Genomic DNA, 16,520 nt, shown 5'->3' on the forward strand with positions numbered 1-16,520 from the left:
AGACGTTCATGTGCTCAGCAAGTGCTTATAGAGACAGTAGTATCTCTCCGCACAATTTTTCCACGTTAAACCCCTTGCCCTGATCAATTCCTTTCCTGCCTTTCCCATCTTTTTTCTGATTTCCTCAGAAGAAAACAACTCTAGGATTTTGCTTGCCAAGGCTTCCGGATTTTCAACCGGTACGAGAAATCCGTTTGCTCCATCCTGTAGAAGCTCTCGGATGCCGGCAATATCGGTCGCAACCACTGGGAGCTGGCTTTGAAATGCCTCCAACAGCACGTTCGGCCTTCCCTCAAAAAGACTTGGCAGGACGAAGACATCAGCGCATGCGAGCCAATAGGGGATGGTATGAGTCTGTTGGTAGCCATAAAAGATAATTCTTTTCTCCAAGTCTAGTCTTGTTGCCATGTTTTCTAAGTGCTTTCGATCATCTCCGTCGCCTATTATGAATAGCCTTGCCTCCGGGTACTCCTTAACGACGAGGCTCCAGGCCTGCACAAGCCACCGAACCCCCTTAAGTTCTGTCAGACTACCCACATAGATTGCCTTGAGTCCGTCTTGGGGTACGCCATACCGGAGTTTGTGTCCTTCCAGATGCTCCATGTCGATTCTTACCTTGGATACCCCGTTGGGAATTAAAAACACCTTTTCAGGTCTGACAACGGGCTCATCTTTTAGAAAATGAGCGAATTCGTCGCTCACCGTGGTAAAGAGATCAACGCGTGGGAAGAATATCCGTGATAAGATATGAAAGGCGCCTCGTTTCTTCTCGTAAAGATTGATATCTTTCCCTCTAACCGTTAAAATGAGAGGCTTTCGCAGGAGCAGCTTGATAAATGTACACATGTAGCCAGTCGGGATCCAATTCGCGTGAATAAGATCGCATCTTCTTGCTGCAGACAGCACGTTTGTGAAAAACGTAAAGAGAAAAAAAGGTAGAATAAGAACAAGCCATGGTCTTTTCCTAATATTTGCCAGGATGCCTCCATAGCCGTAAGCAATGCCTTGATGACTTTTCATAAAGTAATTGAAGCGCCTTATTTCAACGTTCCCATGACGTTCATCTCTCTTCGATTGCGCATCGTTGGGAGCCACGATCATCACTTCAACATCGAACTTTCCCAATTCTTTGCAGATCTGATACAAGAAAGCGCCCGCAAAATCGCCTTCATATCTGGGATATGATGTTGTTACCATGCAAACCTTCATGAACTACCTTTATCTGAGTCGTCTCTTCCCCATTTAAGATTGGGATTTCAAAAAATACTGCTGTAGGCAAGATACAAGATATAGACAAACGGACACATGGTCTATTTGAGATTTTTATTGTATTCCATATCAAACCACATGGCAAAGAAAAGGGATTGCAGGCCGGATATGAACAAAAACGAAGCAAAGAGAGCGCTCGTTGCAGCAACCGGAGTCCCGGTAGCCCTCAGGATCAACAGGTAAAGCCCGAGAAGTGTGCCGGCCGGCGTGAGAGACAGGCCCAGAAAGTAGAAGAAAACCAATGGATGAAAATCTCTGATGATATACTTGTATGTGAGTCTCTTAAAGAACCCTTGAAGGAGAAGCAGTGTAATGAAAGGCCCATCCTTCCATATGCGGATTCCGGATTCTTCACCGATATCATAAACGGGCTTTACCTCTACGTCTCTTACCCTCATGTTCTCAATATTGAGTTTAACAAGCATATCGTTTGGCATGCCATAACGCTTGTGAATGGAATTAAGGGGGATATGCTGCAAAGCCGTTCCGGAAATGGCTGTGTAGCCACATTGGGAATCAGCAACCTGCCAATATCCCGAGGCTACTTTTGTGAGGAGAGACAAAAATGCGTTTCCAATGTATCGAACTTTGGGGATCATGCTCCACGCTTCGCCAGTGAAGAGACGGTTCCCCTTTGCATAATCCACTTCGTTACGGCAGACCGGCTCAATAAGGTCAAGGAGGTCATCTGGGTCCATCTGGGCATCACCGGCCATCACCGCCGTTACGTCGACTGCCATGGCCAAGGCCTTCTTATAACCGCTGACAATAGCCCCTCCCACGCCTTGGTTAGAGAGGTGAACAACTAACTCTATCCTGGAATCTGATTCAATGAGGTCTTTTACAATGCCGGCAGTCCGGTCCGTGCTTGCGTCATCCACCACAATAATGGTGTCCACAAACGCGGGAACAGCCGAGATAGCCTTTGCAATCAGCTCTGCTTCGTTGTAGGCAGGTACGACGACCGCTACAGTCTTGTTCAAATGCATAGTTGCTCTAACGTGTTTTGCAGATTTTACCCAGTTTGCATTCATCCAAACGTGAGCGGAATATAGTTCCAATTGTCACTTATAGCAAGTCATGTGCCAATTCTATTGCGAATCAGACCGGGCAGCTTCCTGGAGGTACTGAACTCCCATGCCAGGACTCTGTACCCAGTAGTTAATCAGAAGAGAGTAGTTCAGGTCAGCACGCGATTCCCTTTCAAGCGGTTTATAGGTTATGATGAAATTGTAGATGACCAGGCAGTTTATGGAAACGAGGACACACATCAGTCCGCAAAAGATAATGTTGAGAATCCGTTTCCTGTTAATCCCTTTCAGGAGTTTCATCTCACGGATTGCACAATAGGGGGCCAGCAATGTGATTGGCCAGAGGTTCCAAACATGGCGAATCTGCATTCCGATCCATTGTGCGGAAATGCGATACACAGCAAAGAACATAAAGAAAAACGAGGTGAAGACAAGCATCTGGTGCAATATCTGTTCGCGGGGTGGTCTTCTAAAGCCAAGGAACGCTGTTCGAATCCCCATCAACACGTTGAAAAAAACCCAAAGCACAAAAAGTTGCAGGGAGACAAAAGGCAAGGTTAGTTGCTGCCAACAGAGATCCGCGAGGAAACTGCCGGGGAGTATCTCCAACATAGCGTGTATAATTGTGCTAAAGGAGCGGGGCGAGGGCTGGATCCACGCGGGCGTGAGTATTTTAAGGAGGGCTTCCCCAGTCGGACTCCCATACCATATCATTTGAGAAACGAAAAAAGGCCCGCTAAGCAAAAATATGGGCAAAAGAACGGCTGGTAAGATCCTTAGATAAGCCCGGCCTCGATGCCTGTCAAGAATGGAGTCTAATATGATAACGACAAAGAGTGCACTAGCCGTGAGTAATATAGTCATCTTGGTAAGGCACCCCAGGGCGAAGAAGGTTCCGACAACAAGCCCCTGTTTATGGGAAGGCCTGTCGTCCTGAATGCAGTTGAGAACAGTAAGAATGAGAGCTAGACTCAGCACGTAGACAAGGCCGTCATTTGAAACGACAGAGAGTATCTGAAGATTGTTCGGCCAAAGCGCCGCCACAAGGAGAATAATGCTTGCCGCTTGCGGGCTTTCCGGCATGAGCAGGCGCAGGATTTGGGCGAAGAGGAGAAATGCAGCGATTCCAAAGATGATTGACAGGGCGCGAAAAAGGCGAAGCGTTCGGCGAGGAGGATCAAAGGGGAAAATCTCGCCCGGATCATCATGAGCCAGAAAAGGGAACCTGGGATTCTTGTCAGGATTGACGGCCAAATGATCGGGGAAAACCACCGGGAACATCCTGGCAACCAGGGCTGATAGATGATAATAGAGCGGTGGCTGGTAGACCTCGATGCCATATCGGCGAGGGTCAGACCGGTCAATGGGATGGATTTTCTCTCCGTTGTACACTGTTTCGATGTATCGAAGGTGTTCTGGTTCGTCAGCCCCTTCAAAGGCAGGCATGAGCATAGCATACGAGACAAGGAAAAGGACGTGCAGGGCGAGCAGGAAAGAGAACGAGCCTATCGGTTTGATCTGAATCCGCGGCGCCATCTATTGATCTCCCTGCCACACAGTCATGTCATCGAGATTCTTGCTGCTTGCTTAGAGCAATTGCAAGGTTGTTTTGTGCTTCTGCAAAATCGGGCTTGATCCGGACCGCCTCTGTAAAATGCGCGATGGCTTGATCAAGTTTCCGCTTTCTTGCCAAAGCGATTCCAAGATTGTTGTGCGCGATCGCAAACCCGGTATTGATCCGGAGCGCCTGTGAAAAGTGGACGATGGCTTCATCAAGCCTCTCCTGCCGGGCCAGAGCGCTTCCCAGGTTATAGTGCATCCCGGCATGATCGGGTTTGATACTTAGCGCCTCTGTAAAATGCGCGATAGCTTTGTCAAGGTTTCCCTTTGCGGCCAATGCATTGCCGATGTTGTTGTGTATTTCTGCATCATGCGGTTTGATCCGGAGCGCCTGTGAAAAGTGGACGATGGCTTCATCAAACCTCCCCTGCCGGGCCAGGGCATTTCCCAGGTTGCTGTGAACAAGATGATTGTCAGCCGCTACATTGAGCGTGTGTTCAAAGAGCGTGATGCTGTTGTGCCAGCGCTGCACCTGCAGCCGTGTGCACACAATGAGGGTGGAAAGCAATATTCCCGCCAATACGACAACCAGGATGCCTGGCAACCTGCACTTTGCCACTAACTCGTTAAGCCCCCAGGCAATAATCAGAAAGAGCCCGATGAGTGGCACATACGTCCACCGGTCTGCCATGGCCTGTGATCCAGCCTGTATCAACCCGATAACGGGCACAAGAGTTCCAAGATACCACAGCCACCCGACAATGAGATAAGGCCGTTTTTGCGCTGCCCTTACCGCGACAAGCGATACGCACACCAGCAATAAGCCTGCCCCGACTGCCTGCCAGACCGGCACGCCTGCAGGGTGTGGATAAAATACGGCCATGTTGTGAGGCCAGATCATCTTTCCGATGTAGCCTGCATAGCATACCAGAGCATTGGCGATGCGGGCCTGCAATGGGACGGATTCCAGGGGCACAACCGCTCCAAGGCGTTGGTGGGCCGTAAGAGTCAAGAGACACGAAATTCCTGCAAGGGCAATCAACGGGGTCTTTCCCAGGATCAAACGAACAAGGTGCGACCTTTGATGGTTGAACCCCGTGGATTTGCGCGGTTGCTCGGCATGGCCGGGCCGAAAGCGGCCCAGTGGCCAGTAGTCAAGCAAGAGCAGTACAAACGGCAGTGTCACAAGCGTTGGTTTTGCCATGAGGCCGAGGGCAAAGACAAGAAGGCATAACAGGTATCTGCCTGTGCCAGGAGATTCCGTGTAACGGATGTAAAACCCAATTGTCAGCATCCAGAAAAGGGTGGCAAGAACATCCTTGCGTTCAGACACCCACGCAACGGATTCTACGTGCAAGGGGTGCAGCGCAAACAGTGCCGCAACAAAGGCGCTTCGCCAGAGCGCGCCTGTCATACGTGTGAGAATCAGAAAAAGCAACAGCGTATTTGCTATGTGAAGCAGCAGGTTCGTCAGGTGATACCCGCACGGGTTCAGCCCGTAGAGATATCCGTCCAACATGAGTGACAGCCATGTCAATGGAATCCAAAAGCCAGCCTCCGTATTAGTGACAGCCCAGACAGCGCCTTTGCTCGTCAGCCCTGCCTGCACATGACGATTCTGTGTAACGTATACGTCGTCATCAAAGTTGATGAATCCATGATCGAGCACCTGCCAGAAGACGGCTGCGGTTGTGACGGCCAGAAACAGGACGGCTATGACGGATAGATGACGACGATTAATGCTGATAGTTCCCATTGTGATGGAATCTTTCCCGGGGCTTGATCATCATTTGGGCCAGTTTATGCTTTAGATCTCACACGGCTTTTTTGCCATTCTCCAGCCCGTCTCTTTGTTTCCAGGTATTGTGCATCTCCCTGTACTTGGTCTCTTTCTCAATGTTTTTCTGCTGGCTGAACATCTTTACCAGGTTAAGCAGCGGATACTCAAAGTCCGGCCTAAATTCCAAGGCCTTCAGGAACGACCTCTCAGCCTCCGGGATTTTACCCTTGTACCAATATACAACCCCAAGCTTATTATACGGATCAGCATAGTTCAATTGCGCTAACGGGGTGAAGGTTATCCAGAAAAGAAGCGCAATCAGAATACCGCTCAGAACAAGAGGCTTGGCCGCTCTCTCCTTGCACCACCCGATTACGGCAAGAACGCCGACTGCGGCAAGAATAATGAATATCGGAATGGCGGGTATTCGCAGCCGGGATATAACAAAAATGATCAATACAGACAGAAAAGAGGTCAAGAAAAAGAGGTGCAACACCATTAATTCCCGGCTCTTTCGCAGGGTAACGGCAAACCCCAACACGGACAAAGGGAAAACAAGACCAAAGGTCAAGACCGGATGCTTCAGCACTGCAGAATAGTTCCGGTTGAAGTAGTAGTTGAAATAGGTGGGCATTTCCACGTCATTGAAGAAGAACTGCGTCTTTTTCAGCATTAGCTTCAGCTCTTCATGCGGATTTTCAATGATGAACCTGAGTCCCTTTTTATACCAATAGCCTGACACTTCTTTTGAAGAGAGCGGCCTTTTAAGATCTGCTTCAGCCTTTTCTTTATATTTCAGCAAGATAGCCCCAGTGAACCTCAACTCTTCGTTAAAGGTAGGGCTTGCCCCCTTGTGATGTCCAAAATAGAAGTTATGACCTCCGGACGGGTTGAGGAGAAGAACTTCTCCTGATACCGCATAGTTTCTGGCCATAAACAGGCCGGGCATTATGAATACCCCAATGCAAAACCACGCATAGGATCGGACACGGTGTGCGACCTTCAATCCGTTCTTGCCAAAAAGAAAGTAGAGCGCAAGCAGGGCCGGAAATAGAACCATATTTGGCCTTCCCATGATAGCAGCCCCCACGAAAAAACCGGCAAGACACATCTTTTTCGCCCCGGCTTGCTCGTCTCTCATGATGATAAGAATGGAAACAAGACAGAAGAAAACAACCCATGAAAGGACTATGATTTCTGCGTCATAAAATATGAAGGGCCCATACAGGGTGGCTATCCCTCCTGAAACAAGGGCGGCTGTTTTTCCGAAATAGTGTCTGGCAATTAGGGCAATCAAGCAGCAATTGATGCTGCCGATAAGAATCTGAACAAGGCGCACTGCATAGAAATCGATGCCGAATGTTTTGAACATCCCTGCCAGGATATAGGAGTAGATCGGGCTGTTGTCGAAGAATATCTCCGTTCCTCCCAGGATATCTTCGTCAAGGATCTTAAATGCCGTCTTGACATAAGCCGCGTGACCGCCCAGAGGAATGTCAAAAGATGGGTAGGATGTGTAGCTGTTCAGGTGGATGAGACGAATGGCAAAGGCCACAGCAAAAACGAGGAAGAGATAGAGGGTGTTCCTTCTATCCGATGATTCTTGCACTGTCTCGGACTGGTTCCTCATGTTCCAACCATCAACGGCAGCGAGCGTAACCATTCTTAACATTGTAGCAGCGTATTTGTAGGATCTCTGTAAGTGTTTTGATGCAAGCTGGCCCTATTCGAACCTTTGAGTCGAAAGAGTGATACCAATCTACGGGTATTTCGCCGATCCTATAACCGAGTTTTTGGGCAACAAAAATGATTTCGGCATCATATCCCCATCTTTCAATCTTTGATCGAGAAAAAATGTCTAGAGCAGCGTTCTTTTCAAAGCCCTTTAGTCCGCATGTAACATCTGAGATTCTCAGGCCGAGGCTAAATCGGGTAAACCATCTAAAGACTTCCCCCAAGAATTGTCTTAACGGATCTTCACGGACCTTCATGGATGACTCTGGGAGGTGCCTCGATCCTATGACCACTGAAATTCCACTATCCAGCTTTTTCAAACATGTGCCGATAAAATGCGCCGGCACGGCCAGATCAGCGTCAGTATAGACCATATACTTTCCAGTGGCGTTCAAAATGCCGCGTTTAACTGCATGTCCTTTGCCTTTGTTCTTTTTGCAGTTGAAGGAATTTGCTTGCGGAGTATTGTCGAGAATCTCATCAACAATGGAAGCTGTACTGTCCGTGCTTCCGTCATTAACCAGAATAATTTCATAATCCTTTCTCAACGTGTCCAGGTATGACTTGATAGTTTGAAAATTCTGCCTGAGGCAGCGTTCTTCATTATAAAGGGGCATGACAAGGGACAAATAGGGCATCATCCTATTAAACTCGCTTTTCCCAGCTCCAACCGGGCTTGTTCAAAGAACTGCCATACAAGACTGCATGGTGGGGCCATTTGGAGCTATCCTGTTTTTTTGAGGAAGAGGGTCACGGTGCTCCCGGATTTCAACAATGAGAACAAGCTGGCACTGCAGAAAGCTATGACTGTCAAATGGAGCAAGAGTGAGAGCCCAATGATTTTCCTCAAAGGATTAGAAGTAATGCAATCTTTGTGCCTGCGAGCGCCCTGAATGAGATCAAAAGGAAAGCGCCGGCCGAATCCGAGCATGGCGTACGGATAACAGAGGCTATCGATGACGTTATACTCCTGTGAGAAGTGACGATGGTGAATGACCCGGTAGCCTCTGGTCTGAAAAAAGGCGGCTAGGCGCTTCATGTCAAAGTGGATCACATGACGGGGTAGATCCAGGTGAAGCCAGGACGGACCTGACAGGCGGCTTTGAAGGCTTTCCATATGGGGCGCTGAAATGACCAGGAGCCCTCCAGGGGCAAGGAGGCGATCTGCCATCTCCAGGGCTTTGCCAGGTTCTGGCATGTGCTCCAGAGAATGCCAGAAACAGATGGCCTGATATGGGTCTGACCGGCGTTGAGTCGGTTCCTCCAGTGTGCGGAAGATCTGCTGATTCAGATTCCTGCTTGCCCGGTCGCCCGCCACGGTATCGAGTTCGATGCCGTCAACTCGATATCCCCAGCTCTTCAGAAATTTGAGCATCAGCCCCCTGCCACAGCCCACATCCAGGACACGGCCCTGTGGTATCAACCTCCGCACTGCCCTTGCGCGTAAGTATCGAAAGAACCTGACTATGGCTTCCACCGAACCGACGAATTTTCCCCCTCCTTGGCCGTAGTAGTCCACGTCATAGTATCCGGACAGGGTCTCAGAATCAGGCATGGGATGGATAAAAGATGTCCCACAGTCGGAACATTGATAAAGTGACCAGTCTCCCGGCACAACATGCTGGTAGCCAGGGCGGGGCCGCGTGCTTCTTGATTTACACAACGGACATATAGGGCGCTCGTCATGGGTATCCATTGTCATTATTCAACCTACTGTTCTTTACCGTACAGGATTTGCTCGATGGTAAAGAATTCAAGCTCTAGTCCTTTGAAACCGAATTCGACTGTTCCCTAACCGCCTTGGCGCGATCACCCATACGACGATAGGCAACTGCCAGGTTCTTTCTTAGCTGAACGGAATCCGGTGTTATGCTAAGGCCCTTATTCAGAGCAGAAACGCAATTATCATAATCGCCCATCTCCCCGTATGTCGCACCGATATTTGCCCAGAACTGAGATTCATCCGGCAAGAAAACAATTGCCTTCCTATAATGCTCCAAAGCCTCTGTGTGCTCGCTTAAATGGAAGTACGCCGTTCCAATATTGTTATGCCATTCTCCGCGTTTCTTGCGGTTCATGGATAATGATTTGGCCTGTTCCAGCAATGAAATGGCCGCTTCCGGCCGACCAGTTTCCGTTAACAAGGCGGAGTAGTTGATGTAGTTTCCGGCCTCGCCTGGATAATACTCGATGGCCATCTTGAAATACCTTTCAGCCTGCTGGTAATCCTTGCTATTAAAAAGATTTTCAGCCAGTCCACCGGCGTAGAAATAGTTGTTGAAGTGAAACACCTCCTGTCTGAAAAAGGCGTCTTCGTCATGCCACAGGTATTTATTGAGGACAAAGGAATAAGTTCCCGCATAGACAAGCACAGGGATAAGAATACTTATTGTGAGAAAACGGTTTCTTTTCAATGATCTTCCTATGAACGGCGTCGCGGCAAGGGACAGGAATATCATAGGCAGGTAAAGCCATCTCGTAGATATCAAGGTGACTGCAGAGGTAGGAATAATATTCAAGATCGGCAACAGGGCGACAAGGAAGGAAAAGACCGAAAATGTCAATAACTTGTTTTTCCTCATTTGCCACAAAACAAGGCCCAAAAGGGCCATACCGCAAAAACTGGCTATGGCTTGCCAGTTTAGGTAATCTGCTGGATAGCCAACAATAAAACTGTGAAGCCCGTAAGGGGCGAAAACAAGTTTCAGATTCCAGGCCACAAGATAAGTGGCAAAATAAACCCTCTTCCAAAAGTCTGCCGCGTCCGATGGTGTCAGCCATGCACCTGTTACCATCTTTCTGAGGAGAAAATAAGCAGTTAGAACCAGAATAAATGGAAGGTAGCTAATCAGCTCTTGAGAAATGTCTCGTCTTTTTCCGGACAGAAATCTATTGTAGAAAAAGATACAAGGAAGCACCAACAGACCAAACTCCTTGGAAAGAACAGCCATAGCAAAGAAAAGCACAGATGCTATGAAGCTCAGAGAGATCGCACCTTCCCATCTTTTCAAGTAACAATACACAGACGAAATCACAAAAAGCGTTACAAGTATGTTGTTTCTGGCGGAAATCCATGACACGGATTCGGTGTTGACAGGGTGGATGGCATAAAGAAGAGTCACCCAAAAAGCCGCCTGACGATCATTGACCAGAAACAGCAGGAACCTGAATAAGAGAAAACAGGTCAGAAGGTGGAGAATCAAGTTTGTGGCCCTGAAGCCTTGAGGGGTCATCCCCCACAACCTGCAATCCAGCCAATAAGAAAGGCTTGTTAGCGGTCTGTAGTACCCGGTGTGCGAGTTCCTTGTTCCTTGACTGTCGGTTATTCCATCTTCTCTGGCTAAGTGAGAATAGATAGGCTGTGCCTCCCTGATGTATCTGTTGTTTCTTATCAGAGAGTTGTCATCCAGTATGAAGCTTCCTGTAAAGGTCGGGAGATAGACAACTGAAACAACAAGGCTGATAAGAATATACGGCAAGAAGGCTCGGTTTGTACTAATAGAGGACGTATGGAGATCTTTATTAGTCAATTTCTGCATCGTCAAGGGGTGCAAAGAGGCGACTACAGTACATTCCCCACCGGTGTAACCGAAACGCCATCGAGGTCTTGACGACTCCTATGCCATAAAGGACAGCTTTAGGGAAGCTGATCGAAGAGGAATCCTCCATATAGCGTGTGGGGCAAGTAATCTCCCCAATGTCGAATCCGGCATATATAATCTGCGAAAGCATCTGGTTGTCAAAGACAAAATCATCATCATTGTTTTCCATGGGGAGTGTTTCCAGGAGCTTCCTGGAAAATGCTCTGTATCCCGTGTGATACTCCGACAGCTTGTATTCGATCAAAAAGTTCTGAAGAAGCGTGAGTATGCGGTTGGCTACGTACTTGTACCGTGGCATACCTCCCTTGAGTGCGCCCACACCAAGGATACGCGACCCCAGTACACAATCAAAGAGCCCTTCGGCAATGAGGGACGCCATGGCAGTGATGAGTTTTGGTGTATATTGATAGTCGGGATGGACCATGATGACAATGTCTGCCCCCAGTTTCAGGGCCTCCTTGTAACAGGTCTTTTGATTCCCCCCGTAGCCACGATTTCTGGCATGGACGATGGTATTGATTCCAATAGAGCGGGCAATTTCAGCTGTTCTGTCCCGGCTCTTATCGTCCACAAGAATGACGCTGTCTACGATATCTTTTGGAATTTCCGCATAGGTCCTCCTCAAGGTCTTTTCCGCATTATAGGCGGGCATGACTACTACTATATGTTTTCCTGTGAGCATAAGCGCGCCCCCTCCAGGCAGTTTCCCAGAATTGACAGGATCTCACATATCATGGTTCAACTATTGACGCATTCATGAAAAGTCGATTTTGCTCAAAATCGTTCGCAAAAGTATCATTGCGAGTTTGACACTTGTATTTTGGACAAGATGTCTCTCACCGTGGCCGCCTGGTCATAGTCCGGGTCTGCGGCCAAGGCCTTTTTGAAGTAAAACCCTGCCTGTTGCATATTCTTGAGATGCTTCAGGTAGATCATGCCAAGGTTGTGCATGGCTTCAACATCCTTTTGATCAATTTCCAGAAGACTTTTGTATGTTTGGACTGCCATTTCAAATTGTCCAATCATGCTGTAAGCAGTGGCAAGGTTGAACATGGCTTCCTGATTTTCGCCGTCGATCCCTATGGCTTTCTGGAGCGCCGGGATGGCAAGATCGTAGCGTTTCTGCCTGGCCCATGCAAGGCCCAGGCTGCTGTATGCTCCAGTCGACTTTGGCCTGAGGATAATCGCTTGCTGGAGTGCACTTACCGCACTTTCTGACTTTCCCATGTCCATGTAAAGGAGCCCGAGGTTGTGATACGATGCAGCAAAATTCGGATTGATCCTTATAGCTGCCTGGTAGTGTTTTAGTGCGGCCGCGTGGTTTTCGTCTTTTTTGCTCAAGGTTGCCAGGAGATCATGAGCTATGTAGTTGTTGGGATTCAGTGTCACGGCACGGTTCAGACTCTGTAGCGCCAAATCGTGTTGCCCTGTCTCAAGGTACACCATCCCCATATTCGTATATATTTCAGTGGGATACGGCGGTGTCAAGGTCAAAGCCTTTTGAAAGGCGAAGATTGCGCGGTCGTATGACTTGCCGTGGAGATAGCTGTTCCCAAGGTTGAAATGGGGCCGATAATGGTTTGGGGATTTTCTTGCTGCATCTTCCCAAAATGCGACAGGGTCGTTCCATAGCATGTTCCTCTCATATGTCCAGAACGAAAAGACGACCATTAATACCGTCATAGCCGCAACAACGATTTTGGGTTTGCTGAAACTCATAAATCCCACCCACGCAAGAGGCAGAAAAAACAGCATGGAAGGAAGATACACGCGATGCTCGAACATCGGTTCTATGCTGGCGGCCAAGGATTCTATCGCCATGTTCGCAAAGAACCAGATCACACAGAAGGCCACAAGCCGATGGCGTTTGGCCATAACAATTGCTCCGACCAACAGGGCAAGAAGACCAGCAAAGGAGACAAAGGTCGTAAAAGGACTAAACAGGCTGTGAGACACGGAAACATCGTGATTAAGGTTAAGCCTTGCCGGGCAAGGAAAGAGCAAGAGGTTGATATAGGCAAAGATGACCCTGCCCTGGGTCAGTAAGCGCTCAAAAGCCGTGTATCCGCGAACAGGAGATATGGCGGTTAGGAGATTGATGGGGCTGTAGTGATACACAAGATATACGGTCGTCAGCAGTCCGGTCAGACCTGTCACGACATAGAGGGAAGATCTTTTCAGCCACGCCAAGTCCAGGTCCTGAAAAAAGAGCCACTCATATGCAAATATCAAGACAGGCATAGTGAATCCGATCTCTTTGGATGCGATGGAGAACAACCAGAATAGGGCAGCAAACGCAAAAAGACTCACGCGGGCAAAACCTTTTGTGCTCTGTCGGCCATATACATAAAAGAGGAATGAACATAAGAAAAACAGGGTCGCCATACTGGTCATGCGCTGAACGATGTAGGTGACTGACTGAATCTGCACGGGATTGACAAACCAAAGGAGGCTGGCCACGGCTGCAATATGCATGGGGCGCTGGCATCTGTGACGGAGAGGCGCCAGGGTGATCGTCTTGAACAAAAAGAGGTAGAGGAGGATACCGTTTATCACATGGATGGCAATATTGACCAAATGATACCCTGGCAGGCCAAGGCCATGCAGATAGTAGTTCAGGGTAAAACTGAGGTTGGCCAACGGCCTGTAGCGGGCAAAACCGCTAAATGACGCGCTGACAAGCTCAGTGAGGGATAATGATTTTATGGCGTACAGGCTATCCTTTACGTTGATGAAATCATCCATGTAGAAAGGGACCTTTAAGGTATGGCCATAGATGAGCACACCAAAGAGTGTGATAATCAGGAACACCAAGATGTGTGCGGAAAGAGCCGGGCTGGAAAGGGGGGGGCTTTCTTCTGACATGGCCGTGACGCCCGTGTCCCAAACAAAATTCTAGAGTGAAGTCATAGGCCTGCTGGCCTTGTAAAAAAGCGAAAAGGAGATAAGCCTTTCATGCTATGCGGCCTATCTCCTTTTCAAATAGAATACCTGATAGCTCTAATTATGGCTGATCGCGCCGTCGTAGGCAACCGAATATGTCCTGTCTCCTGAATTGTGATAAGAGGTTGCGTTGAAGCTATCCTGGGTGCCGCCGCCCCCAACGGTCGTGATGACGCCCGATGATGGCCGGAAACCATAATCATACAGTTCGTCGCCGGCGGCATCATGAAAGATAGCCTGAATAGTGGAAGTTGGGTGATCAGTGAAGTATGCCTGGGATGCTGTGTAAAGGTTTTTTATATCAGCGTTAGCTGATGTGTTGTAAGATCGTTTTCGATAGCTGATAAAGTTCGGAATAGCGATCGCTGCCAGGATGCCGATAATGGCAATAACGATCATCAACTCAATCAGGGTAAAACCTTCTTGATTCTTTTTGGTAAGTTTTTGAAGCATTTCTCATACCTCCTTTAATAGAATCGCTATGCGATTCTATGTAACGCGGCTTGGCCGCTTAAAAATTGAAATCCATCTAAAATGACTCGTAAAATCCAAAGATTCTATTTGTTGCCATCCTGATTTTTCGCTCACCTCCCTTCGGTCTTAGATAAGTTGTTGTTTGTCAATGATTACGAAAAAAATTGTTTCATGCCATAAATTCTTTCCAAATAGGCTGCATACGGGAGATAGCAAAAACCGTACCTGACTCGCCAAAAAGAATAAAATATCTTTTAACTAATTGATAATATATAATATCGCCAGGGAATTAACCAGACTGAAAAAAATCTGAGCCAAGAAGCCGCTTACAAAAATTGTCAATAACCTGACAAGCTTTGTACGTCCTATTCAAGCCCGAGCTTCTCGATTCGATAACGCAAAGATCGGAAGCTGATTCCCAGAATCTCTGCGGCCTTTTGTTTGACACCTCCTGAGTCCTCCAGGGCCTTGAGCAAATATCCCCGTTCCACATCAGCCAGCACAGCGTCCAAATCAAAGTCAGACGCCGGTATTTCAAAGGTAAAGGGCTTGTCCTTTTCTCCGCTTTTTTGGGCCCGCTTGTATGTCGAAAGGGCAAGGCTTTCAGGGAGAATGATGTTGGTAGTAGCCATGGCGACACTTCGCTCGATCATGTTTTCAAGTTCCCTGATATTTCCCGGAAAATCATACCGTGAGAGCATGTCAAGGGCGTACGATGAGAGCTTGTGGATTGATTTGCCCATATTCTTGGTATATTTTTCCAGAAAATGCTGGGCCAGCGCGGGCAGATCCTCCATCCTTTCTCTTAGAGGAGGAGTGTCAATGTGAATCACGTTTAACCGGTAGAAGAGGTCCTCTCTGAAATTTCCGGCAATGACCTCGTCTTCGAGGTTTTTGTTGGTTGCCGATAATATTCTGATGTCCACTTCAACATCTTGGGTCTCTCCCACGGGTTTGAAGGCCTTTTCCTGGACAACCCTGAGGAGCTTGACCTGAACAGCAGGGGTAAGTTCGGCGATCTCGTCAAGGAAGACCGTGCCGCTGTTGCCAGCTTCAAAAAGCCCTTTTTTCTGGTCAATCGCCCCCGTGAAGGCCCCTTTTCGATGGCCGAACAGCTCGCTTTCCATCAACGTGTCAGGGATGCCGGCGCAGTGAATGACTGTGAAAGGTTTGTCCTTTCTGTGGCTGTTTTCATGGATGGCTTGTGCAATCAATTCCTTGCCCGTTCCGCTTTCTCCTGTAATCAGTACGTTGGTTTGGGCATCAGCCACCTGCTTAATGGTATTGTAGATCTTTATCAAGGCTGGGCTGTTGCCTACAATGCGCCCAAAGTGGCGTTTCTCTTTGAGTTCAGCATCCAGGATTGTCTTTTCCTGTTCAAGGGTTTTCCTGTTCAAGGCGTTCCTGATTGTATGTTTGACCTCGTCAACGTTGAAAGGCTTCGGAATGTAATCATAGGCGCCTTGGTTCATGGCCTCCACTGCCGTCTCAGTGGTTGCAAATGCCGAAATCATAATCACCACGGTTTCAGGCCAGCGTTTCTTTGCTTCACGAAGTACAGTCAAACCCCCAACAGGACCCATCCTGATATCGCACATGATCAGGTCGTAGTTCTTCTTTTCGAGCATACGGATAGCCTTGGAGCCATCCTCTGCACACTCCACATTGTATCCTTCTGATGTGAGCATGACCTCAAGCATCTCGCGCATGCTCAGTTCATCGTCAACAACGAGTAGATTTGGCATGGTGTTGGTCATTTGGTTTATGCCGTACGGAATTATTTTGAAAGATGAATGTCGAACATATTAAAAGATGAACGTCCAACATCGAACATTGAACGTCGAACGTCGAATAATGATGTCGCTTCGCTCCGCAATTTAATTGCATTTGTTTTTAAAAATCCCACGCCAAACCTTGAATGACTATTCCTTTTTCTTTTTAGCCGTTTTGATACTGGTATTTGGCAACTGTTCGACAATCTTTATGATTCGTACCGAATACTCGAGCAGCCTTTCTTCCAGCTCATAAGTCTGTTTCTTCATCTTTTCCCATTCAACATTCGATGCCTGTCGAGAGCCTCAAGGTCGAGCGATTGGACGTTCGATGTTCGATGTTCATTTTTTTGTA

Annotated in this window: 12 protein-coding genes; all 12 read right to left on the bottom strand. The window is 48.0% G+C overall.

What is annotated here, in order from left to right; translation table 11 throughout:
- Positions 1-6: 6 nt before the first annotated feature.
- The 12 genes from JW883_03635 to JW883_03690 all read right to left on the bottom strand — a co-directional run bounded on the left by JW883_03635 (position 7) and on the right by JW883_03690 (position 16,150).
- On the bottom strand, positions 7-1,197 hold the full coding sequence (locus JW883_03635) for a glycosyltransferase family 4 protein (GenBank protein ID MBN1841360.1): 1,191 nt from the start codon (positions 1,195-1,197) through the stop codon (positions 7-9).
- Positions 1,198-1,310: 113 nt separating this feature from the next.
- On the bottom strand, positions 1,311-2,258 hold the full coding sequence (locus JW883_03640; GenBank protein MBN1841361.1) for a glycosyltransferase family 2 protein: 948 nt from the start codon (positions 2,256-2,258) through the stop codon (positions 1,311-1,313).
- Positions 2,259-2,360: 102 nt separating this feature from the next.
- The gene (locus tag JW883_03645; GenBank protein ID MBN1841362.1) at positions 2,361-3,836 is read right to left on the bottom strand and encodes a glycosyltransferase family 39 protein; all 1,476 of its coding nucleotides are present in this window, start codon (positions 3,834-3,836) and stop codon (positions 2,361-2,363) included.
- 28 nt (positions 3,837-3,864) lie between these two features.
- The gene (locus tag JW883_03650; GenBank protein ID MBN1841363.1) at positions 3,865-5,616 is read right to left on the bottom strand and encodes a tetratricopeptide repeat protein; all 1,752 of its coding nucleotides are present in this window, start codon (positions 5,614-5,616) and stop codon (positions 3,865-3,867) included.
- A gap of 58 nt (positions 5,617-5,674) precedes the next feature.
- The gene (locus JW883_03655; GenBank protein ID MBN1841364.1) at positions 5,675-7,270 is read right to left on the bottom strand and encodes a glycosyltransferase family 39 protein; all 1,596 of its coding nucleotides are present in this window, start codon (positions 7,268-7,270) and stop codon (positions 5,675-5,677) included.
- Positions 7,271-7,280: 10 nt separating this feature from the next.
- Positions 7,281-8,015 (bottom strand): glycosyltransferase family 2 protein, encoded by a 735-nt coding sequence (locus JW883_03660; GenBank protein ID MBN1841365.1) that lies wholly within the window; start codon positions 8,013-8,015, stop codon positions 7,281-7,283.
- Positions 8,016-8,098: 83 nt separating this feature from the next.
- Positions 8,099-9,076, bottom strand: a complete 978-nt coding sequence (locus tag JW883_03665) for a class I SAM-dependent methyltransferase (GenBank protein ID MBN1841366.1) — start codon at positions 9,074-9,076, stop codon at positions 8,099-8,101.
- A gap of 58 nt (positions 9,077-9,134) precedes the next feature.
- The gene (locus JW883_03670) at positions 9,135-10,904 is read right to left on the bottom strand and encodes a tetratricopeptide repeat protein (protein MBN1841367.1); all 1,770 of its coding nucleotides are present in this window, start codon (positions 10,902-10,904) and stop codon (positions 9,135-9,137) included.
- Positions 10,897-11,658, bottom strand: coding sequence for a glycosyltransferase family 2 protein (locus JW883_03675; GenBank protein ID MBN1841368.1), 762 nt, complete (start codon positions 11,656-11,658; stop codon positions 10,897-10,899). Before JW883_03675 ends, JW883_03670 begins: the two co-directional genes overlap by 8 nt.
- A gap of 113 nt (positions 11,659-11,771) precedes the next feature.
- Positions 11,772-13,841, bottom strand: coding sequence for a tetratricopeptide repeat protein (locus JW883_03680; GenBank protein ID MBN1841369.1), 2,070 nt, complete (start codon positions 13,839-13,841; stop codon positions 11,772-11,774).
- A 135-nt stretch (positions 13,842-13,976) separates the two neighbouring features.
- Positions 13,977-14,372, bottom strand: a complete 396-nt coding sequence (locus JW883_03685; GenBank protein MBN1841370.1) for a prepilin-type N-terminal cleavage/methylation domain-containing protein — start codon at positions 14,370-14,372, stop codon at positions 13,977-13,979.
- Between the two features lie 386 nt (positions 14,373-14,758).
- Positions 14,759-16,150, bottom strand: coding sequence for a sigma-54-dependent Fis family transcriptional regulator (locus tag JW883_03690; protein MBN1841371.1), 1,392 nt, complete (start codon positions 16,148-16,150; stop codon positions 14,759-14,761).
- Between the last annotated feature and the right edge of the window lie 370 nt (positions 16,151-16,520).

It is taken from the genome of Deltaproteobacteria bacterium, assembly GCA_016930875.1.
GTDB lineage: Bacteria > Desulfobacterota > Desulfobacteria > Desulfobacterales.